We start from the raw sequence: 21,615 nt of genomic DNA, 5'->3' as shown, positions 1-21,615 counted from the left end.
GACAGACTTTGAAAACCCTATGTCTTCGCTTGAGCCTATGGATGCGGAAACGTTGAAAACCATTGCCGGGCACGGCGATGATAAATCGGCTATTCGAGATGTCATTCATTACACCTATTTTGAGGAAGAAGCCGAAGCGCGTAGTTTTGCGAGGGCAGTCTTGGCGCAGGGGTTTCACGATGTTGCACTCGGTCAACCGGGTCTGTCTGATGGAGATACGGGATATGTCATACGGGCCCATCATGACGGAACGCTGATCGAGGGTGATATAAGCAAACGTCTTTCGACCATTCGACAATTAGCGGAAAAATTTTCGGGAGATTATGATGGTTGGGAGGCCGCTCTGGTTTTGAAAGACTGAGACTGTACAGCCCCAGTTGGGTCTGATTAAAATTGGCCTTTTCGAGTAAACCTCCTATATCCCCACAATGCGCTGTCCCTTTTGTTCATCCGAAGACACTCAAGTCAAAGACTCCCGTCAGGCGGAGGATAATACCGCCGTGCGGCGTCGACGCCAGTGCGGGAAATGTGCGGGCCGCTTCACGACATTTGAGCGCGTCCAGTTGCGTGAATTGATGGTCATAAAGAAATCAGGTCGGCGCACACCCTTTGATCGGGATAAGTTAGCGCGATCTGTTCTGATTTCCCTGCAGAAACGACCTGTTGAGCCTGAACGCATTGAGCAGATGATCTCCGGCGTTGTGCGCCAGTTGGAAGCGGGTGGAACCTCCGACATTCAATCGGACCGCATCGGGCAACTCGTCATGGAGGGGCTCTCAAACCTCGACAAAATCGCCTATGTGCGCTACGCCTCGGTCTATAAAGATTTTAAAGAGACGGATGATTTCGCGTCCTTTATCACGGATGAGCGTCTTGGCAGTGAGGACGAGTAGCTTTGTCGCGTCCGAAAATTACACTCAAATTGGCAACGTCGCTCGACGGTAAAATTGCGCTCTCCAATGGTGACTCCCAGTGGGTGACCAGCGAAGCGTCCCGTGCGCATGGCCGTTACCTTCGCGCGGAAAATGACGCGATTGCTGTTGGGGCGAATACGGCGGAGCTGGATAATCCCAGACTGACATCCCGCGTGCCGGGTCAGAAAAATCCAACGCGTATTGTTTACGATACGACACTTCGACTCTCTATGAGTTCAAACATTGTGACCTCAGCCAATGAAACGCCTAGCTGGGTTTTTACGCGGGGCGGAGAGTGCGAGAAATCCGAAGCGCTACGGGCTGTTGGCGTTAAAGTCCACGCTGTCACCGATCAGGATGGACTAAGCCTGACAGAGTCCCTCGATATTATGGGGCAGGGCGGTATACGCTCCCTCCTCGTTGAGGGCGGCGGCATGTTGATTGCTAGCTTTGTCCGCGCAGGATTGTTCGACACTATTCATTGGTACCGCGCGCCGGTCCTGTTGGGCGGAGATGGTCGCGACTGCGTGGGTACATTAAGTCTGACAAATATGGGCCAAGCCGTACGCTTGCACCGTATGAAGGTCAGCACGGTCGGTCAGGACCTGCATGAAATTTACGTGAAGAAGGACTAATGTTTACAGGCATAATCACAGATATCGGGACTTTAAAATCCGTCACGCGCGATACGGGCGGCGAATGGGGTGATACACGCATGGACGTGTCCTGCATCTATGACACCTCCACAATCGATATCGGTGCGTCCATTTCCCATGCCGGCGCCTGTATGACCGTCATCGAAAAAGGCCCTGACTGGTATGCATTCGAGGTCTCTGACGAGAGTCTGTCCAAGACGACCATGGGGGACTGGAAAGAGGGGCGGAAGATTAATCTCGAACGCGCTCTGACAGGCGCGGATGAATTGGGCGGACATCTGGTCACGGGTCATGTTGACGGCGTCGGGACACTGACATCCCGTGAGGAAATCGCAGGCTCGATTAAATTGGACTTCTCTGCGCCCGATCACATTGCGTTTGGGATTGCGCCCAAGGGCTCGATCACGGTGGATGGCGTTTCGCTGACGGTCAATGACGCATCGGGCTCAACCTTTTCCGTCAATATTATTCCGCATACCGCGCAGGCGACGACATTGGGTGGATTACAGGTTGGGGATGAAGTAAATCTGGAAATTGACCTCATCGCCCGCTATGTCGCGCGGTACTTGGGTCACATGAAGGCCTCCGGCGCGTAGGGCGCAAATAGAAAGTAAGTTTTGACAGACCTGAATACAGCGACTTTTGACGACGTCTACCAACTTGCGACGCCCGAAGAAATTATCGACGACGCCCGCAATGGTCAGATGTATATCCTTGTCGATGCGGAAGACCGAGAAAATGAGGGTGACCTCATCATACCCGCACAATTTGCGACCCCCGATGCCGTGAACTTCATGGCTAAATATGGTCGGGGTCTGATCTGTCTGTCGCTTGAAGAACAAAAGGCGGATGACCTCGGCCTCGAGCCGCAGAACAAAAATAACGGCTCACGTTTTGAAACGGCCTTCACGCAGAGTATTGAAGCGCGCGAAGGCGTGACAACAGGGATCAGCGCCGCCGACCGCGCACTGACCATCCAAGTCGCCATTGACCCTGACAGCCGCCCGGATGATATTGTTACGCCGGGGCACATGTTCCCCCTTATCGCCAAGGATGGCGGTGTCCTAGTCCGCACAGGTCATACGGAGGCCAGTGTCGATATTTCCCGCATGGCTGGGCTCAACCCGTCTGCCGTTATTTGTGAAATCATGAATGATGACGGAACTATGGCGCGTCTGCCGGATCTCGTTAAATTTGCACAAATTCACGGCATGAAAATCGGGACGATTGAGGACCTGGTCGCTTACCGGTTACAGAAAGACCATTTCGTCAAACATATCGCGACGAGCGATTTCCGGTCCCAAAATGGCGATGAATTTAAAATTCATGTCTATCGGAATTTCCTCGATGGTAAGGAACATGTTGCTTTATCCAAAGGCGAAGCGAAAGCGGGTGAAGAGAGCCTAATCCGTGTCCACAAAATCGATTTCGCCGGCGATGTCCTTTCAGAGGACAGCCCGCGCTCCGGCCTGATCTGGGACGCGATGAAACAACTTGCCGCGCATGATGGGCATAGCGTTCTCGTGCTTATCCGCGAGGGATCAATCGACTCGCTCTTAGAGCGGCTAGGCGCACATAAATCGACAGTTGATCGGAAGACGCAGACCATTCGCGAATATGGGGTCGGCGCGCAAATTCTGTCCCATCAGGGCGTGACGAAAATGCGTTTGATTACAAATGTCATGCCGAAAATCATCGGCCTTGAGGCCTATGACCTCGAACTCGCCGGTATCACACCACTCAAGAATACACGGGCCTAATCCTATGAAAATTCTCGTTATTGAAGCTCGCTATTACGAGTCAATTTCCGAAGACCTGTTGCAAGGTGCGCTCGCTAAATTGCAAGCCGCTGGCGCAGAAGTCGTGAAAGTGAATGTGCCGGGTGCGCTCGAAATTCCGCATGTGATCTCCTACGCTGAGAAAGCGAAGGCCGGATATGACGGTTATGTCGCCTTGGGCTGTGTCATTCGCGGTGAAACGACCCATTATGATTATGTTTGTGAAGAATCGGCCCGTGCGTTGATGGACCTCGCCGTAAATCACCAGCTCGCCATCGGGAACGGCATTATTACCGTTGAAAACGAAGCGCAGGCCATTGCGCGCTCAAAGCCGGACCAGAAAGACAAGGGCGGTTTCGCTGCATCAGCGGTTCTGCGCATGATACAATTACGTGATGAGTTGAATAACACATGAGCGGTGCGAACCCAAAACTCCGTCGTGTGTCCCGCGTGAGTGCGGTCCAAGCGCTCTACCAGATGGACGTCTCCGGCGAGCCGCATAAGACAGTTGTCAAACAATTTCTCGATCACCGTTTTGGCTATGATGATGAACCGGGCATGGTTCACGCGGATGAGCCCTATTTCGAAGATATCATGACAGGCGTCGTGACTTATCAGGCCGATATTGACGCCGCGATAGAGGGTAAGCTCTCGGATAAATGGCCGTTGCGGCGTTTGGATGCGACTCTGCGGGCGCTGCTCCGGTCTGCGACTTATGAGATTATGCGCCGCCCTGATGTTCCGGCCCTTGTGGTCATCAATGAATATATGGCGATTGCGACGGATTTCTTCTCAGGCAAAGAGCCCGGAATCGTCAATGGTGTTTTGGATAAGATCGCGAAACATGTTCGCGCGGCAGAGTTCGGTTTGACGCCGTCTCACGCAGAGGCAGCCCCCGTTTCAGAAGTGCCCGCTGAACCTGTTGACGCTCCCGAAGAAGATGGATGAGCACGGTTTAATCCGAACGCATTTCGCGCCCCTTGCGGGGCCGGGGGGTTTACAACTCTTGGACGACGCGGCGCAGATGACGCCGCCCGCAGGACATGACCTAGTTCTAACGATGGACAGTTTTGTTGAGGGTGTCCATTTTCCGTCCGGTCATTATGGCGGTGACACGGCGGAACGTTTGATGCGGACGAATCTGTCTGATCTGGCCGCCAAAGGGGCCCGTCCTATCGGATACCTTTTATCAGTGGCTTGGCCGAAATCCGTTGAGACAAAATGGATGGCGGGATTTGCCGTCGGGCTAAGGGATATTCAGCAGAGTTTTGATTTTCACCTTTTGGGAGGCGACACCGTCTCCACAGATGGCCCCATGGTCGTCTCCGCAACCCTCATTGGCGCAGTGCCGACGGGTGAAATGGTTCAGCGTAACGGCGCTGCGGCCGGAGATGATATCTGGGTCACGGGATGTTTGGGCGATGCAAAACTGGGTTGCGACATTGCGCTCTCAAAAACCATCGCACCAAAACCCGCGGCGGATGATGCATGGGCGTTTGAGGCAGCATATTGGCGTCCGGATATTCATCTCTTCATACGCAAGGTATTACGTGAAAAGGCATCTGCGGCCGCAGATGTCTCAGATGGTATCTTACGGGACGCAGGGCATATTTGTCGCGCCAGTCACGTCGCGATGAGCTTGAACTTTGACGCCTTGCCGCTCTCTAACGGCGCAGAGCTTTGGGCGGAGGAACAGGATGATGTCTTAAAAGCTAAACAGGCGCTTTTCGGGTTCGGCGATGATTACCAGATTCTGTTCACATCGGCACCTGAACACCGCCAAAGCTGGTTTGAGTCGGCACACAAAACTGGGTTGAAATTATCCCTCATCGGGAATGTCACATCAGGCGAGGGGGTTCGCTGTCTGGACGTGAATGGTGAAGACATGGACTGGTCCGACAAAGGCTATACCCACTTTTAGGACAGCAGAGGCCTATGGCCCGCCACCTCCGCCACCGCTTCCGCCGGGCGTGTTCTGATTGCCGCCACCAAGACGGTCTGTTGGCAACCGACCAATCGTTCCGAAGATTTGCTCGAGGACAGAGAGTTCGCGCCCACGTGTCGGGGTTTTGCGATCAACGTAATTGACGGGAACGCCATCTTCCAACCCATATTCAGCGACTTTCATGACTTGCCCGTCGGCATTGAATTCAATCGCCGTAATAGTTCGGTCTTCCAATTGCGGGCGCAGATAGGCGTAACGCTGTCGGACAGAATTGATGTAATACCACGTGTCTTCTTCCAGCTCTTCGTCGAAGGTTGTCTTGACGGAAGGATTGCCGAGCCGTGCGAGAACAGAGGTCTTCGTATCAGTATCCGGATTGACGGCCTGTGGCTTATCCGCCGTCGGAACATATCCATGCGTTCGAAGTATGGGGTTACACGCGGTCGACAGGGCGGCTGCGGCAATAAGACAGATGATTTTACTTGGCACGTTCATGATGTTCACACGTAACTTAAACAATTGCGATTGACCTAGCCCTCCACCATATGAAGGGCAAGACCACAACTGTGTGAAGATTTGGTCAGACTGACCAACGGCAAGGCCTTAAAAGGACGAATTATGGGATTTTTATCCAGCCTTTTTGGAAAAGAAGACGCTCTGACGCGGGACGCGCGTCGGCTTTATTCCAAACTCATGGCGCAATCGCGCTCGCCTTGGTTTTACGGCCCCGAACGTGTTGCGGACAGCTATGATGGCCGAATCGACGTGCTCACCTTGCATATTTCAGCCATTTTGACGGTTTTGAACACACATGGTGCGAATGGTGAGAAGCTGGGTCAGGCCCTGTTTGATGAAATGAAGGATGATTTTGAGATTGCCTTGCGGGAGGAGGGCTTATCCGATGCAAGCGTGAAGAAACGGATCACACCCATGATCTCGCTCTTTTATGATCGTGTCCGCGGATATTCCGAAGTTCTTCACACCGGCGGGAGTCAAAGTGATTTGGAAACTGTTCTGCGCGAATCATTAGACCCACAAAGCCAAGGCTTCGTGCCGGACCTCGCGGGTTATCTCATGACGTTTTACGCGCTGGTGAAACCACTTTCACTTGGCGAAATTGCGCTTGCAGAACTCTCTTTTCCAGCGGCTGCGGAATCAAGCTAGATAAAGCTGGGCTTGCTTAATCCTGCACCTTATACTGCGTCTCCAATGGGACGTTTTAATGCTTGATGGTTTGATCATATCAATTGATGCGATGGGCGGCGATTTTGCGCCGAAAAGCGTCATAGAAGGAATAGAATATTTCCTCACGCATCAGGGCGAGGGACGCCGCGCGCGATTCCTGCTTCATGGTGACGCTGAAAAACTCGCGCCACTCATGGAAAAAGCCCCGCGTACGCGGGAGCGTTCCGAGGTCTTTCACACGGATAAAGTCGTGGAGATGGAGGATAAACCATCTCAGGCCCTGCGGAAGGGCAAGGGTTCAAGCATGTGGAATGCCGTGGCGTCTGTGAAAGGCGGGCAGGCGGGCGTCGTCGTCTCTGCCGGAAATACCGGCGCATTCATGGCGATGTCGAAATTACAACTCCGCGCGAAACAAGGCGTCCAACGCCCGGCGCTCGCCGCGAGCTGGCCGAATATGTCCGGCAAGATGACCGTCGTTCTGGATGTGGGCGCAAATGTCGAATGTGACGCGTCGCAATTAACAGAATTTGCAGTCTTGGGTGAAGCCTATTTCCGCGCGATTTACGGCGTTGAAGCCCCTTCCGTCGGCCTGCTGAACGTTGGAACCGAAGAGGGTAAAGGCAATGCCGTCGTCAAAGTCGCACATGAGCGTCTTGCGCAATCTCAACTCGGTCTGAATTATAAAGGCTTTGTCGAGGGCTACGATATCTCCAAAGGCGAAGTTGATGTGATTGTCACGGACGGATTTACAGGGAATATTGCCCTGAAAACGGCAGAGGGCACAGCGAAACTCGTCGATAGTTTTGTCAAAAAAGCTTTGCTCGGAAATCTTTGGTCGAAATTTACATCCGGTCTAAACGCCATGGCCCTTCGGGGTTTGCGACGCAGTTTGGACCCCAGGCGCGCCAATGGTGCGGTCTTTCTCGGACTGAATGGAATTGCCGTAAAAAGCCACGGCGGAACCGATAATGTGGGTTTTGCCAATGCCCTCAATATTGCGATTGGCTTGGCGGAAAGCGATTTCCAACAGGCTTTGGATTTGCGGCTCGACGCACTTCATGATGAAGATGACAATATAGGTTTTATCTCATGAGAGCTGTCATACGGGGCATTGGCAGCTATCTGCCGGAACACATCATGCACAATGCCGAAATGGCTGAACGCGTTGAGACGTCTGATGAATGGATTCGCGAACGGACGGGTATTCATCAACGTCATATCGCGGCAGAAGGTCAATTCACATCCGACCTTGGATTTGAAGCCGCGAAAGCCGCACTTGCAGATGCGGATATGACGGCTGATGATCTGGACCTTATCATTGTGGCGACATCGACGCCGGACCTAACCTTTCCCTCGACCGCGACAATTATTCAGGAAAAGCTCGGTATGAATCATGGCGCGGCCTTTGATATTCAGGCTGTCTGCTCCGGCTTTATCTACGGCACCCATGTTGTGAACGCGCTTTTGCGATCCGGCGGGGCAAAACGGGCGCTTCTGATCGGGGCAGAGACATTTTCCCGTATTCTCGATTGGGAAGACCGCGGAACCTGCGTCTTGTTCGGTGACGGGGCAGGGGCGATTGTTGTGGAAGCTGTTGAGGATACAAAAGACGGCATCCTCCATACATTCATCCGCTCTGACGGGCGTCATCGCGATATGCTCTACGTGGATGGCGGGCCGTCCCGCACGCAGACCGTTGGGCATTTACGCATGCTCGGCAACCAAGTCTTTAAACATGCGGTGACGGACATATCCCAGGTTATGCGCGATTGTGCGGAACAGGCGGGCGTGGAGATCGCAGATATAGACTGGTTCGTGCCGCATCAGGCAAACCAACGAATTCTCAATGCGGTCGCTAAAAAACTGAAACTCCGCCCGGGGCAGGTGGTATCGACCGTCGCGCAACATGCGAACACGTCTGCGGCCTCCGTTCCGCTTGCCATGAATGCAGCCGTGAAGGACGGTCGTATTAAGCGCGGCGATCTTGTGATGCTGGAAGCCTTTGGCGGGGGCTTCACTTGGGGGGCTGCCTTGCTGCGCTATTAATGTGCAGGGGGTTATATTTTTTGACTTTTTCCAAAGTCTTAGCTTGCTTTGACCCACTCACTTTTGCTTTAAGGTCGCTATGCCGGCTCCGTCTGACAGCTCCCAAACCGTAACTCGCCAGGATCTGGCGGAAGCGGTTTATCGTGAAATCGGACTTTCGCGCACTGAAAGCTCGGCTCTCGTTGAATCCGTCATCGATCATATTGCGGGCTCTTTGGAAAAAGGTGAGCATGTCAAACTCGCAGGTTTTGGAACATTTTCCCTTCGCGATAAGAAAGAACGCATAGGCCGCAACCCGAAAACGGGTGAGGAAGTACCTATCACATCACGCCGCGTTTTGGTCTTCAAGCCGTCGCAAGTCCTACGCGAACGCGTCGATTCGGCATTATCCACCTAATTGTGTTAGCCTTAAAATCGAAGCCGACCCGATTCGGCGCTATTCGATATGGGCAAGCATGAGCCAGACTAAAACAGCGGCAAAAACCACACGGGCCTTTCGAACGATAAGTGAGGCCGGAGACGAGTTGGGGCTGCAACCTCACGTCCTGCGGTTTTGGGAATCAAAGTTTTCGCAAATTAAACCGATCAAACGCGGTGGCGGAAGGCGTTTCTATCGCCCCGACGATATTGAGTTTTTGCGCGGGATAAAAACACTCCTTCATGATGAGAAACATCCCATCAAAGATGTTCAAAAGCTCATTCAGAAAAAAGGGGCGGCTCGTATCGCAGAGCTAGGGCGGTCTGTTGAGAAAGCTGCGCGGGAGCGTCCTGTTGCGGATACGGATTTATTGCCGGACCGGATCAAGTCGGTAGAGTCCGTTATTCAAACGCAACCGAGAGCGACGACACCAATTGCTAAACCCGAAATTGCTACATCCGTCGTTCAATCCATACCGACGGCTCCGGCGCCTCAACCTACACCACCACCTGCGCCTGTCGATAAATCCGGATTGCAAGACGCGCTGGCCCAACTCGAGTCCCTTAAATCAAAATGGGGCGCATTCCGCGACGGACCTGACGAAGCCTAAAATCCCTTACATCCCGTCTTGCGAAACTCGCATTAGGCTTCTATAGCCCGCGCCTAGAGATGGACGGCGGAGTATGGCGCAGTCCGGTAGCGCACACGCCTGGGGGGCGTGGGGTCGCAGGTTCGAATCCTGCTACTCCGACCATCTCTTCTCTCCCGAACGCTCAAGCCATGTCCAAATTCTGTGCTGGAATAGAATAAGTTAGACGAATGTCTTCAAGCCCTTGAAGTGCCTCCCTATCCCCGCTTCTATGGATGCTGGAGGTATCTTTTGAAATTCTATGATGAAATGTTTGCCGATGAGGCTGTCCCGCACGAGGCTTATGAGCGGTATTATAAATGGTATGCCGCGCAAAACTCGAAGAGCTTGCAAAAGAAAATGCGGGAAGCGGAAGCCGTATTCCGGCGAACCGGTATTACATTCAACGTATATGGCAAGAAAGACGCCGAGGAGCGCCTGATACCCTTCGATATCATTCCCCGTATCATCGCGGCCGATGAATGGGACGAACTGACCAAGGGAATCGAGCAGCGCGTCGAAGCGCTCAATCTCTTCCTTCACGATATCTATCACGAACAGAACGTCATCAAAGACGGCATTCTGCCTGCTCATCTTGTCGCAAATAATGAAGCCTTTTTGCAGAAAATGATCGGTGTGAAACCGCCGGGTGGAATTTACACCCACATTGTCGGCGTCGATCTGGTGCGGACGGCCAAGAACGAGTTTTATGTTCTGGAGGATAATGCGCGGACGCCATCCGGCGTTTCCTATATGTTGGAAAACCGCGAGACGATGCTCAAAATGTTTCCGGATGTTTTCGCCGAAAACCGCGTCAGGCGCGTCAGCGATTATCCGCATGTCCTGCGCAAATCTTTATCCAGCTGCGCGCCTGATGCCTGTACGGGTAAGCCGACGCTCGCCGTCCTGACACCCGGCATCCATAACTCCGCCTATTTTGAACACGCTTTTCTGGCTGATCAAATGGGCGCGGAACTGGTCGAGGGTCATGATCTGAAGATCGAGAATGGCCGCGTCTGCATGCGCACCACGCGGGGTTATGACCCGATTGATGTGATTTACCGCCGTGTCGATGATGAATATCTGGACCCGCTCAATTTCAATCCTGACTCCATGCTCGGTGTGCCGGGTATTTTCGATATCTACCGGTCAGGCGGCATTACGATTGCCAATGCACCGGGGGCAGGGATCGCCGATGACAAGGCCATCTATTCCTACATGCCGGATATCGTAAAATATTACACGGGCAAGGAAGCACTGCTCAAAAATGTCGAGACATGGCGCTGTTCAGAACCGGATTCGCTCACTTATGTATTGGATAATCTCCATGATTTGGTTGTAAAGGAAGTCCACGGCTCCGGCGGATATGGCATGTTGATCGGCCCGGCCGCTAGCAAGAAAGAGCTGGCGGATTTCCGCGCGAAACTGATCGATAATCCTGCCAAATATATTGCGCAGCCAACACTCGCGCTTTCGACAACGCCCGTCTTTGTGAAGTCAGGGCTTTCCCCGCGCCATGTTGATCTCCGGCCCTACGTCCTCGTCGGGGCGAATGGCGTGAATATTACGCCCGGCGGGCTGACACGTGTCGCGATGGAGAAGGGGTCACTCGTCGTGAATTCAAGTCAGGGGGGCGGAACCAAGGACACCTGGGTTCTGGAGGCGTAGGATATGTTAGGAAAAACAGCCGGCAGCCTCTTCTGGATGTTCCGCTATCTCGAGCGGAGCAAAAACCTTGCCCGTCTCATAGACGCGGCCTTCCGGATTACGCTGACCCAATCGCAATCCGCCAATTCCGAATGGGCCTCCGTCATCGCGACGACGGGTGCGCAGCAACGCTATGAGGCGGCACATGACGAGGATTATGAGAGCGGCAAAGTCATCGACTTCCTGCTGCGGGATTCTGACAATCCGTCCAGCGTGATCTCGGTCATGAAATCCGCCCGTAACAATGCCCGCGCCAGCCGCACGGCCCTCACGCGCGACGTCTGGGAGGCCGTGAATGAATCCTGGATCATGCTCTCCGATATTTTGAAAGCCCCCATCGAAAAGAAGAACCTGCCCGATGTCCTTGGCCTCATCCGACGACAGAGTACACAGGTGCAGGGCGCGCTGCACGGTACGATGCTACGCAATGATATCTATGACTTCGCGCGACTGGGGACTTTCGTCGAGCGCGCGGATAATACGGCCCGCATTCTGGATGTGAAATATTACATCTTGCTGCCCGCTGTGACCGATGTCGGCAGTCCGTTGGATAATCAGCAATGGGAAACCATTCTCAGGTCTGTGTCTGCGGAACAATCCTATCGGTGGCATCACCGTGACGAGATTACGCCAAAGGGCATCGCGCATTTCCTCATCCTCGATAAATGCCTGCCGCAATCTCTCGTGTTCAGCGTCAGCGAGCTTGTCTCAACCCTTGGATATCTCGACCGCGAATATGACCAGACCTCCGATGCCAGTGTCCTCGCATCCGGATTTCTGGGCGATTTGAAAAGCACGACGGTTGAAGACATTTTCGAAACCGGTTTGCATGAGTTCATCGCAAAGTTTCTATCTAAAAACGGAGACTTGGCCGCGCAGATCGAACGCGACTTCAAGTTCGTGGCGTAGCGCGTGAGATTGAACGTCTCACACCGAACGGAATATAATTTCGACACGCCACCCGCTTATGGCCTTCAGCAGATAAGGTTGTCACCGAAATCAGGCGTGGGACAGACCGTTCTGGACTGGTATCTGGAGATTGAAGGGGCCGAGATTCAGGCGGGGTTCGAGGATGAACATGGCAATACGACCAAACTGGTCAGTCTGGATCCATCGTCGAATAAGCTCGTCATATCCTCCAGAGGCTTGATCGATGTCGGGGAGGGAGCGTCTGTCTCCCAGTCTCATAAAGGCAGATCTCCGCTCTGGCTCTATTTACGCGAAACGCCCCTGACGCGGAGCGGTGAGAAAATCGAAAATCTGGCGCATACCATAAACGGGTCCAATGACGTCTCGCACTTCCACGCGCTCTCGGCGGATATTCTCGGCTCCGTCACCTATGTGACGGGTATGACAGGCGCGTCCACAACGGCGGAAGATGCCATGACGCTCGGGCAGGGTGTGTGTCAGGACCACGCCCATATCTTTATCTCCGCCTGCCGACGGGCGGGGCATCCCGCGCGCTACATTAGCGGGTATTTGCATATGGACGATCGCGTGGATCAGGACGCCATGCATGCCTGGGCGGAGGTCTGGATAGAGGATCTCGGCTGGACAGGCTTTGATATCTCCAACGGCATATCGCCGGATAATCGTTATGTGCGACTGGCCGTGGGGCTTGATTATAATCAGGCCGCGCCTATTTCCGGCCTGACGATTGGCGGCGCTGGCGAATCGATGAAAGTCGACATTCAAGTCCAGCAGCAACAATAATCCGCCCGCAAACTGAAAAGATAAGAGCCGAATGACCTATTGCGTGGGTATGACCCTCAATTCCGGTATCGTTTTCATGTCCGATACCCGCACAAATGCGGGCGTCGATGATATTGCGTCCGTGAAGAAGATGCACACATGGACGGTCGATGGAGACCGCGTCATTACAATCATGACGGCGGGCAACCTTGCAACGACCCAGTCTTTGATCAGCCTGCTCTCCGAGCGGTCCGTCAAGCCGAAGAAGCGCGATCCTTCGATCCTCAAAGCCCCGACCATGTTTCAGGTCGCGCGTCTGGTCGGGGATACCTTGCGCGAGGTTATCCAATCCAATGCGGGAAGCGGGCAGGAGGCCAGTTCCGCCTTTAACGCGACGGTCATTGTGGGCGGACAGATTAAAGGCATGACGCCGCGCCTCTTCCTCGTCTATCCCGAAGGGAATTTTATTGAGGCCAGTGCGGATAATCCGTTTTTCCAAATCGGCGAAAACAAATATGGCAAGCCGATCCTCGTGCGGGCCTATGATCCGGAAATGAGCCACAAGGCAGCGATGAAACTGCTGCTCGTATCCTTTGATTCAACTATAAAAGCCAACTTGTCCGTCGGCCTGCCGTTGGATTATCAGATTTACGAAACTGACAGTTTCAAACTGGAAAAGCAGGGGCGCATTGAAGCCGACGATCCCTATTTCCTTCAGGTGTCCAATGGGTGGGGCGACGCGCTGAAAGAGGCTTTCCTAGAATTGCCCGAATTTTCATTCGATTAGCCAATATTCGCGTGATGATGAAATGACGCGTCGACTCTCTGAAATAAGACATTATATGAGCGCCCATGACACGCGGACGTATCAAATCAGTCGATTATTGGCTCTTGTTCATGCTGTTTCTTGTAACAGTTATGATTGTGGTGGGCGGAGCGACTCGCCTGACAAATTCTGGTTTGTCCATCACGGAATGGGCTCCGATCCGTGGCGCACTTCCGCCGCTCTCGACAGAGGCTTGGCTGTCTGAATTCGAGAAATACAAGCAAATCCCCGAATTTGAAGCTGAGCATCCGGATATGGATCTGGAAGGTTTTAAGTTCATCTATTTCTGGGAATGGGGCCATCGACAACTCGGGCGCTTTATCGGCCTCGCCTTTGTCCTGCCCATGATTTATTTTTGGATTAAGGGATACCTACCCGTAGGCAAACGTCGGAAGTTCTTTGGCATTGCCGCCCTGATTGGTGTCCAAGGCGGCATTGGGTGGTGGATGGTCCATAGCGGCCTACAAGAAGGTATGGTCAATGTGAGCCAATATCGTCTCGCCACACATCTCGGCATAGCCTTTGTCATCCTCGGTGCGCTTTATTGGGTTTGGAAACGCGCGCGCAGTGGCTGGGCTCCCATGCGGCATGCTTTTGGCGTGAAGCGGTCGGCTCTGCTTGCGGCTCTGATTTATATTCAGATTGTTGCTGGGGCTTTTATGGCGGGAACGCATTCCGGTCGAACCTATAATGAATGGCCGCTTATGGATGGCGATTTCATTCCGTCAGGTTACGGCGTGCAATCTCCGTTCTGGCGCAACATTTTCGAGAATCCGGCAGCCATTCAGTTCAATCACCGGACGCTCGCCTATATCATTCTGATCTTTGCGGCCTGGGTGATCTGGAGTGTTCGTAAGAAATCCGCGATGAAGCCCGCAGCGATCATGCTAATGATGCTTTTACTATGGCAGGTCTTTCTGGGGATATGGACGTTACTGGCTGTTGCGCCTTTAAATCTGTCATTACTGCATCAATTCTCCTCCATCCTCGTCTTCATTGCCGCGCTGAACTTGATGTGGCGGTCCAGAAGTGCGGTAAAATAATACCGAATTTTTAAACTATTGATTTTATTGCTTATTCTTCAATAGGTGGGTGGTTTCTACTGTTGACGGCTTGGTTCTCTCTCCGTAGGTAGCGCCATCGAAAAGCGGTCCACGTCTGGGCCGCTCATTGTTTAAGGTTTATCATGAAAACGACAAAGTTTCTGAAAACCGCCGAGATTGAGAAGAAATGGATCTTGATCGACGCGGAAGATGCTGTCGTCGGACGTCTGGCATCATTTGTTGCTTTGCGTCTGCGCGGAAAGCATCGCCCCGACTACACACCGCATATGGATTGCGGTGACAACGTCATCATCATCAATGCGGATAAGGTCCACTTCACGGGCAATAAGCGTAAAGACAAGGTCTATTACCGTCACACAGGTTATGTTGGCGGTATCAAGGAAACGACAGCGGCCAAAGTGCTCGACGGACGTTTCCCCGACCGCGTGATGCGCAAAGCCGTTCAGCGTATGCTCCCGAAAGAGAGCCCGTTGGCGCGTAAGCAGCTCTCCAATCTCCGTGTTTATGCTGGTGCCGATCACCCGCATGAAAACCTGAAGCCCGAGACTGTGGATTTCAAATCCCTGTCTGAAAAGAACGTGAAGCGAGGTTAAGAACATGGCTGAACAAACTGCACAGTCTCTCGCAGACTTGAAAGACGTTGTTGACGGAACCGTTGGCACAGAAGCCGCCGCAATTGATCCGGCAACATTGCCTGATCCAAAAATTGACGAGCACGGTCGCTCTTACGCGACTGGCAAGCGGAAAAACTCTGTCGCCCGTGTTTGGATCAAGCCCGGCAACGGTAAGATCACTGTCAATGGCCGCGATCAGGAAGTGTATTTCGCGCGTCCCGTTCTGCGTCTCATCATTGCTCAGGCTTTTCAAGTTGCTGATCGCGTCGATTCTTACGACGTTGTTGCGACTGTCAAAGGCGGCGGTCTCTCAGGTCAAGCCGGTGCTGTCCGTCACGGCATTACAAAAGCGCTGACATATTACGAGCCGGCCTTGCGTCCGCCCCTCAAAGCCGCCGGCTTTATCACCCGCGACTCGCGTGTTGTGGAGCGTAAGAAATACGGTCGTGCCAAGGCGCGTAAGAGCTTCCAGTTCTCGAAACGCTAATCTCAGGACAGTATTCAAGGAAAGAGTCGCTATTGCGTTTCGAGTTCTCGAAACGTTAGACTCTTTTTTACAGGAATTACTATTCAGGCGTTTCGGGTTTCCCGAGACGCCTTTTTTGTTGGGGTATGAGTTATGAAAAATGCAGCTGTTCTCGGAGCGTCCGGATATACGGGCGCGGAAGCCGTGCGACTCATCCTCGGTCACCCCAAACTCAACCTTGTTGCACTGACGGCGTATAGTCGTGCAGGCGAGGATTATGCGGATGTATTCCCCAATTTCATCGGGCAGGACCTGCCGGATCTTATGACAGCAGACGAAGTGAATTGGGATGACATTGATGTCGTTTTTGCCTGCCTCCCGCATGGTGCCAGTCAGGAAACGATTGCGAAGATTTACGACCGCGTTGAAACGGTCATTGATCTCTCTGCTGATTTTCGTCTCGCTGATCCCAAGCTTTACGAGAGCACTTACGGGCGACCCCATGAATTCACTGAACTTTTGGGCGAACGGGTCTACGGGCTGAGCGAGTTTGCGAAGGATGATCTGCGCGGCGCAAAACTCGTCGCCTGTCCGGGTTGCTATCCGACTTGTTCTATATTGGCGCTCGTACCTGGTCTTGAAGCAGGTCTAATAGACCCAGCCAATATTATCATTGATGCTAAAACTGGCGTGACGGGAGCCGGGCGGAAGGCGACACTCGCTTTTGCCTATTCCGAGACAACGGACGGCGCACAGGCCTATGGTATCGGTAATCACCGCCATGCCCCCGAAATGGATCAGGCGATTGCGCAATTTGCGGGCAAAGATGCCAAGGTCCGCTTTACACCTCATCTTGTTCCGATGAATCGCGGGATGATCGCGACGTGTCATGTGAATTTGAAAGATGGCACTGACATATCGGACCTACGGAAAACCTATCTTGTTCGTTATGCGGACAGTGCTTTTGTTCAGGTTCTGCCGGAAGGCCAAGTCCCGCAAACCCGCCATGTGCGCGGCAGTAATTATTGCCAGATTGGTGTCTTTGCGGATCGTACACCTCATTCTGCGGTGATTGTCTCCGTGATTGATAACCTCACCAAAGGCTCATCCGGCCAGGCCATTCAGAATTATAATCTTGTACAAGGTTGGGATGAGACAATCGGCCTGACGGGTGTTGGCGTCTTCCCATAAATGTCCGATAATTAGGGTGACCCTCGCAGAGGTTTGTCTCATAAGGCTCACATGAAACAGGTTTTCACATCTACCCGAATCGTCTTGCTTACGGCGGTACTATCTATTTCCGCCTGTCAGACTGTGAAAATGCCCAATCTCGATGTTATCAAATCCCCTGAATTTAGCGAAGACGCCGCGAATATAGAACGCTCCTATCCACGACCGGTTGATGCGCCTGTGCTGCCACAAGATGTTCGGTCCGGCGCGCAATGGGATAAGGACGCCATAGCCTTACAGAGATTACGCGACCTCTCTGACAAAGCGGAGCCAGAGCCGGTTCTTTCGGAAAAGGATATCGAAGACCGCTATAATGCGCTGAAAGATAAAGCGCAGGCCTATAAAGACGATGATCCTGCGACTGAAACAGATTTCCCCGAAGTAGATACAAGACGAAGACGAAACTGATGCAAACCAATCCGGACATTCCAACGGACGAATTCTACCGCATTCAACGCCTGCCACCTTATGTTTTTGCCGAGGTCAATAAGCTGAAAGCGCAGCTTCGCGCTGAGGGTCAGGATATTATCGACTTTGGTTTTGGCAATCCCGATCTGCCCACACCTAAACATGTGATCGATAAGCTCATTGAGACGGTGCAAAAACCGCGCGTGACCGGCTATTCTGCCTCACGGGGTATCAAGGGCTTGCGTCAAGCTTGCTCCCGTTATTACGCGCGTCGGTTCGATGTTGAACTTGATCCGGAAGATCAAATTATTGCCACGATTGGCTCGAAGGAAGGGTTCGCAAACCTCGCGCAAGCCATCACGGCACCGGGTGACGTGATTTATGCCCCCGATCCGTCCTATCCGCTACATGCTTACGGTTTCATCATTGCAGGGGCAAAAATTCAGGGCATTCCTGCCATTACGGCGGAGGAATATTTGGTCGGCGTGAAAGACGCGCTCGCAAAAGCAGACAAGCCGCCCATGGCGATTGTCGTCTGCTTCCCGTCCAACCCAACGGGGATGGTCGCGGATAAGACTTTCTACGATGAGATCGTCGCGATTGCAAAGGCACATGATATCATTATCCTGTCAGATCTCGCCTACTCCGAAATCTATTTCAGCGATCCACCGCCGTCCATATTCGAAGTCGTCGACCCCGAGGACATCATGTGTATTGAGACAATTTCTATGTCCAAGACCTATTCTATGGCAGGTTGGCGCATGGGCTTTGCTGTTGGAAACCGTCGCCTTATTGCGGCCTTAACCCGTGTGAAATCTTATCTGGATTACGGGGCTTTTACACCCATTCAAGTCGCCACTTGCGCCGCCTTAGATGGTCCGCAGGATGTCGTGCAGGATGCGCGCGATATCTATAAAGCCCGCCGTGATGTCCTTGTTGACAGTTTTGGCCGTGCGGGATGGGATATTCCGGTGCCGGAAGCCTCCATGTTTGCCTGGGCACCACTTCCGTCAAAATTCGCGCATCTTGGCTCTGTCGAATTCTGTAAAATGCTGATGGAAAAAGCGAATGTAGCGGTCTCACCCGGAAACGGATTTGGCGAGCATGGTGAAGGCTATGTTCGGATTGCACTCGTCGAAAATGAGCAACGCATTAGACAGGCGGCTCGGAATATCAAAAGTCTGTTGGCTTCAACTGATATCCTCGCCGCAGAATAGACTTAGAATAATCGTACTTTTATTATCCGGCATGTTAACGGCAGGCTCAAAATATTGACTGAATGGGGTCCTCGAATGAGTAAAATTGGTTTTAACGCAGCGCTCGCGCTGCAGGCGGCATTGGTCACGGAAAAAGCTGCGATTGCGGCGACAGCGCTTGTTGGGCGAGGTGACGAGAAAGCTGCGGATCAGGCTGCGGTAGACGCAATGCGCAAGGCCCTGAATAATATGGATATTCGCGGTCGAATTGTGATTGGTGAGGGCGAGCGCGACGAAGCGCCCATGCTCTATATTGGCGAGGAAGTCGGCAAGGGCAAAGGCCCTGAAATCGACATCGCGCTTGATCCACTGGAAGGTACGACTCTAACCGCCAAGGCTATGGCCAATGCCTTGGCTGTCATGGCTTTTGCGCCAAAGGGCGGGCTCCTCTACGCGCCGGACACCTATATGGACAAGATCGCCTGCGGGCCGGGCTATCCGGCGGGCATATTAGATATTGATGCGTCCGCCGCTGACAATGTCAAAAAACTCGCCAAGGCCAAAGGCGTTAAACCGAACCAGATCACGGTCTGTGTTTTGGACCGTGCACGGCATGGCAAGATCATCGATTCCCTGCGCGATATTGATGCCGCTGTCAGCCTCATCACAGACGGCGATGTCCAAGGCGTGATTGCGACGACGGATCCCGATACGCAGATCGACATGTATGTCGGCAGTGGCGGCGCACCGGAAGGTGTTCTCGCGGCGGCAGCGTTACGCTGTATTGGTGGCCAGATGCTGGGCCGTTTGACATTCCGGAATGATGATGAAGTCAGCCGCGCCCGCCGCGTCGGGATTGATAATCTTGATACGATCTACGATCTCAAAGGCCTCGCTTCCGGCCCGACGATTTTTTCTGCGACGGGAGTTACGCAAGGGTCGCTTCTCGACGGCGTGAAATTTATCGGTGACAAGGTTCACTCTCATACGCTTATCATGAACTCTGTTGACGGCTCCGTTCAAAAACTGCGTTCTGTGCGCCCCGTCGCTTAGTGATGTCAGAGGCAGATTTCCCGGACTGCCTTGGCGTGACATCTTCAATTCGTGGACGCCGTTGGCGTCTGCGGCATGACCCTTCGGCACTTGAGGAATATAGCACAGAGTCAGGGCTGCCGCTTTTGCAATCCGCCTTACTGTTGGGGCGTGATGTTGCGCTGTCAGAGACAGCCAATTTCCTCATGCCGACATTGCGGAACAGCCTTCCTGATCCATCTTCTTTGAAGGATGCGGACAAAGCGGCAGGCCTAATTCTCGATCACATCATCGCTGGCAAACGGATTTCACTTTTCTCTGATTATGACGTGGACGGTGGAACGTCGGCGGCACAGCTCATCCGTTGGGGCAGGGGACTTGGCTATGAATTCGGCCTCTACGTTCCTGACCGTGTGAAGGAAGGCTACGGTCCGTCAGAAGCGGCATTTGGCCAATTAAAAGCCGAAGGTGTGGACCTCGTCATTACACTCGATTGCGGGGCGGCGGCGCATTCAGCATTGGAATATGCGGACGCGATAGAGTTGCCCGTGATCGTTGTCGATCATCATCAGATGGGGGAGGTGCCCCCACCCGCACTCGCACTCGTTAATCCGAACCGGATGGATGACACATCTGAACAGGGGCATCTGGCGGCAGCGGGCGTAACCTTTATGTTGCTTGTCGCACTACATCGTGAAGCCCGGGCTAGAGATCTAACGAACACCGTTGATTTAAAGAGTTTGCTAGGACTCACCGCGTTAGGAACAGTGTGCGATGTCGTGCCCCTACGCGGCGTAAACCGGGCCTTTGTCCGGCAGGGGCTTAAGGTCTTATCGTCTAATGAAAACATAGGCGTTCAGGCATTAGCGGATGTCTCAAGTGCCTATCCGCCTTACACAACTTATCATGCCGGATTTGTTCTCGGCCCTCGGATTAATGCGGGGGGACGGATTGGCAGCGCAGAGATGGGGGCGCGTCTGCTCTCAACGGAGGATTCGCAACAGGCCTATGGCTATGCTGCAGAGTTGGACCGCGTGAACTTGAAACGTCGCCAGATGCAGGACCGGATTCTGGAAGAAGCATTAGAAGCCGCACAAGCACAATCCGAAGAGCCCGTCATCATTGTTGCCATGGAAGACTGGCACCCGGGTATTATAGGTATCGTGGCTGGACGATTGAAAGACCGATTCCGGAAACCCGCAATTGTTATCGGTATTGACCGCGATGCAGCGGAGCCTATCGCGAAAGGGTCGGGACGCTCTATCAATGGAGTGGATTTGGGCCGGGCTATATCAGCGGCGGAAGAGGCGGGCTTACTCCTCTCGGGTGGCGGCCACGCCATGGCTGGCGGTCTGAGTGCCGACCCTGATCAGATTGACGCATTTCGAACCTTCATTTGTGAACGCCTTGCGGAAGACGTCACAACAGCCCTCGAAAACGAGTCGAGCAAAGTTGATTACGTTCTCAGTCCATCCAGCCTGACAGATGACCTCATGAGGGTCATAGACTCCGTCGGACCATATGGCGCAGGAAATCCACAACCCGTTTTTGCTTTTGCGGATCTCTCCGTAACTTATGCGCAACGCACGAAGGGTGACCATGTGCGGTTTACATTGAGCGACCAAGATGGCGGCAACCTAAAAGGTATTTGCTTCCGAGCGGGCGAATCTGGATTGGATGAAGCCCTCCTTATGGCAGGGGAACAGCGCTTCCACGCGATTGGCCGCCTCAAAACCAATGTTTGGCAGGGCCGGACCTCCATTGATTTCAATCTTATGGACCTCGCACCTGCATAAGGTGGTATTTTTGC

Annotated in this window: 26 protein-coding genes and 1 tRNA gene; 26 read left to right on the top strand and 1 reads right to left on the bottom strand. The window is 53.2% G+C overall.

What is annotated here, in order from left to right:
• Window positions 1-19: 19 nt before the first annotated feature.
• The 8 genes from ACP9M6_RS10515 (at window position 20) to thiL (ending at window position 5,269) form a co-directional block, all read left to right on the top strand.
• Entirely contained in the window at window positions 20-361 is a 342-nt protein-coding gene (locus tag ACP9M6_RS10515) for a ribonuclease E inhibitor RraB (protein ID WP_427450899.1), read from the top strand.
• 67 nt (window positions 362-428) lie between these two features.
• Entirely contained in the window at window positions 429-893 is a 465-nt protein-coding gene (gene nrdR, locus ACP9M6_RS10510; protein ID WP_427450897.1) for a transcriptional regulator NrdR, read from the top strand.
• A 2-nt stretch (window positions 894-895) separates the two neighbouring features.
• The gene (locus tag ACP9M6_RS10505) at window positions 896-1,549 is read left to right on the top strand and encodes a RibD family protein (protein ID WP_427450895.1); all 654 of its coding nucleotides are present in this window, start codon (window positions 896-898) and stop codon (window positions 1,547-1,549) included.
• Window positions 1,549-2,166 (top strand): riboflavin synthase, encoded by a 618-nt coding sequence (locus tag ACP9M6_RS10500; RefSeq protein ID WP_427450893.1) that lies wholly within the window; start codon window positions 1,549-1,551, stop codon window positions 2,164-2,166. Before ACP9M6_RS10505 ends, ACP9M6_RS10500 begins: the two co-directional genes overlap by 1 nt.
• A gap of 21 nt (window positions 2,167-2,187) precedes the next feature.
• Window positions 2,188-3,330, top strand: coding sequence for a 3,4-dihydroxy-2-butanone-4-phosphate synthase (gene ribB, locus ACP9M6_RS10495; protein WP_427450891.1), 1,143 nt, complete (start codon window positions 2,188-2,190; stop codon window positions 3,328-3,330).
• Window positions 3,331-3,334: 4 nt separating this feature from the next.
• A complete protein-coding gene (locus ACP9M6_RS10490) occupies window positions 3,335-3,763 on the top strand; it encodes a 6,7-dimethyl-8-ribityllumazine synthase (RefSeq protein ID WP_427450890.1) in 429 nt (142 codons plus the stop codon).
• A complete protein-coding gene (gene nusB / locus ACP9M6_RS10485; RefSeq protein WP_427450889.1) occupies window positions 3,760-4,296 on the top strand; it encodes a transcription antitermination factor NusB in 537 nt (178 codons plus the stop codon). Before ACP9M6_RS10490 ends, nusB begins: the two co-directional genes overlap by 4 nt.
• Window positions 4,289-5,269 (top strand): thiamine-phosphate kinase, encoded by a 981-nt coding sequence (gene thiL / locus ACP9M6_RS10480; RefSeq protein WP_427450887.1) that lies wholly within the window; start codon window positions 4,289-4,291, stop codon window positions 5,267-5,269. The genes nusB and thiL overlap by 8 nt, the downstream gene beginning before the upstream one ends.
• Window positions 5,270-5,281: 12 nt before the next feature.
• On the opposite strand, the gene ACP9M6_RS10475 is transcribed toward thiL, so the two are convergent.
• Entirely contained in the window at window positions 5,282-5,812 is a 531-nt protein-coding gene (locus tag ACP9M6_RS10475; protein ID WP_427450885.1) for an outer membrane protein assembly factor BamE, read from the bottom strand.
• 99 nt (window positions 5,813-5,911) lie between these two features.
• Here ACP9M6_RS10475 and ACP9M6_RS10470 point away from each other — a divergent pair, with 99 nt between their 5' ends.
• The 18 genes from ACP9M6_RS10470 (at window position 5,912) to recJ (ending at window position 21,601) form a co-directional block, all read left to right on the top strand.
• Complete coding sequence (locus ACP9M6_RS10470) at window positions 5,912-6,457, top strand: ubiquinol-cytochrome C chaperone family protein (protein ID WP_427450883.1); 546 nt, start codon at window positions 5,912-5,914, stop codon at window positions 6,455-6,457.
• A 58-nt stretch (window positions 6,458-6,515) separates the two neighbouring features.
• A complete protein-coding gene (gene plsX, locus ACP9M6_RS10465; protein ID WP_427450882.1) occupies window positions 6,516-7,571 on the top strand; it encodes a phosphate acyltransferase PlsX in 1,056 nt (351 codons plus the stop codon).
• Window positions 7,568-8,524: a beta-ketoacyl-ACP synthase III gene (locus ACP9M6_RS10460; RefSeq protein ID WP_427450880.1), complete on the top strand. Its 957-nt coding sequence runs from the start codon at window positions 7,568-7,570 to the stop codon at window positions 8,522-8,524. The genes plsX and ACP9M6_RS10460 overlap by 4 nt, the downstream gene beginning before the upstream one ends.
• A 79-nt stretch (window positions 8,525-8,603) precedes the next feature.
• Window positions 8,604-8,921 carry an integration host factor subunit alpha gene (locus ACP9M6_RS10455; protein ID WP_427450878.1) on the top strand — a complete coding sequence of 106 codons (318 nt, stop codon included), beginning with the start codon at window positions 8,604-8,606 and terminating at the stop codon, window positions 8,919-8,921.
• Between the two features lie 58 nt (window positions 8,922-8,979).
• Window positions 8,980-9,552 (top strand): MerR family transcriptional regulator, encoded by a 573-nt coding sequence (locus tag ACP9M6_RS10450; RefSeq protein WP_427450875.1) that lies wholly within the window; start codon window positions 8,980-8,982, stop codon window positions 9,550-9,552.
• A gap of 67 nt (window positions 9,553-9,619) precedes the next feature.
• Window positions 9,620-9,696 (top strand) — tRNA-Pro (locus tag ACP9M6_RS10445).
• Window positions 9,697-9,840: 144 nt separating this feature from the next.
• Window positions 9,841-11,238: a circularly permuted type 2 ATP-grasp protein gene (locus tag ACP9M6_RS10440; RefSeq protein ID WP_427454782.1), complete on the top strand. Its 1,398-nt coding sequence runs from the start codon at window positions 9,841-9,843 to the stop codon at window positions 11,236-11,238.
• A gap of 3 nt (window positions 11,239-11,241) precedes the next feature.
• Window positions 11,242-12,186 carry an alpha-E domain-containing protein gene (locus tag ACP9M6_RS10435; protein ID WP_427450873.1) on the top strand — a complete coding sequence of 315 codons (945 nt, stop codon included), beginning with the start codon at window positions 11,242-11,244 and terminating at the stop codon, window positions 12,184-12,186.
• Window positions 12,187-12,189: 3 nt separating this feature from the next.
• Window positions 12,190-12,990 (top strand): transglutaminase family protein, encoded by an 801-nt coding sequence (locus ACP9M6_RS10430; RefSeq protein ID WP_427450872.1) that lies wholly within the window; start codon window positions 12,190-12,192, stop codon window positions 12,988-12,990.
• Window positions 12,991-13,021: 31 nt separating this feature from the next.
• A complete protein-coding gene (locus ACP9M6_RS10425) occupies window positions 13,022-13,756 on the top strand; it encodes a peptidase (RefSeq protein ID WP_427450870.1) in 735 nt (244 codons plus the stop codon).
• 65 nt (window positions 13,757-13,821) lie between these two features.
• Window positions 13,822-14,838, top strand: coding sequence for a COX15/CtaA family protein (locus ACP9M6_RS10420; protein WP_427450868.1), 1,017 nt, complete (start codon window positions 13,822-13,824; stop codon window positions 14,836-14,838).
• Window positions 14,839-14,981: 143 nt separating this feature from the next.
• On the top strand, window positions 14,982-15,452 hold the full coding sequence (gene rplM / locus ACP9M6_RS10415; protein ID WP_427450866.1) for a 50S ribosomal protein L13: 471 nt from the start codon (window positions 14,982-14,984) through the stop codon (window positions 15,450-15,452).
• 4 nt (window positions 15,453-15,456) lie between these two features.
• Window positions 15,457-15,960: a 30S ribosomal protein S9 gene (rpsI, locus tag ACP9M6_RS10410; RefSeq protein WP_427450864.1), complete on the top strand. Its 504-nt coding sequence runs from the start codon at window positions 15,457-15,459 to the stop codon at window positions 15,958-15,960.
• Window positions 15,961-16,092: 132 nt separating this feature from the next.
• Complete coding sequence (gene argC, locus ACP9M6_RS10405) at window positions 16,093-17,130, top strand: N-acetyl-gamma-glutamyl-phosphate reductase (RefSeq protein WP_427450862.1); 1,038 nt, start codon at window positions 16,093-16,095, stop codon at window positions 17,128-17,130.
• A gap of 51 nt (window positions 17,131-17,181) precedes the next feature.
• Window positions 17,182-17,577: a hypothetical protein gene (locus tag ACP9M6_RS10400; protein WP_427450860.1), complete on the top strand. Its 396-nt coding sequence runs from the start codon at window positions 17,182-17,184 to the stop codon at window positions 17,575-17,577.
• Window positions 17,577-18,794 (top strand): LL-diaminopimelate aminotransferase, encoded by a 1,218-nt coding sequence (locus tag ACP9M6_RS10395; protein ID WP_427450858.1) that lies wholly within the window; start codon window positions 17,577-17,579, stop codon window positions 18,792-18,794. Before ACP9M6_RS10400 ends, ACP9M6_RS10395 begins: the two co-directional genes overlap by 1 nt.
• Before the next feature lie 75 nt (window positions 18,795-18,869).
• On the top strand, window positions 18,870-19,826 hold the full coding sequence (glpX, locus tag ACP9M6_RS10390) for a class II fructose-bisphosphatase (protein WP_427450857.1): 957 nt from the start codon (window positions 18,870-18,872) through the stop codon (window positions 19,824-19,826).
• Between the two features lie 2 nt (window positions 19,827-19,828).
• Window positions 19,829-21,601 (top strand): single-stranded-DNA-specific exonuclease RecJ, encoded by a 1,773-nt coding sequence (recJ, locus tag ACP9M6_RS10385; protein ID WP_427450855.1) that lies wholly within the window; start codon window positions 19,829-19,831, stop codon window positions 21,599-21,601.
• The last annotated feature ends 14 nt before the right edge of the window (window positions 21,602-21,615 follow it).

Source organism: Litorimonas sp. WD9-15 (assembly GCF_050271975.1).
GTDB lineage: Bacteria > Pseudomonadota > Alphaproteobacteria > Caulobacterales > Maricaulaceae > Litorimonas.
This window is presented reverse-complemented; position numbering and strand designations above follow the sequence as displayed.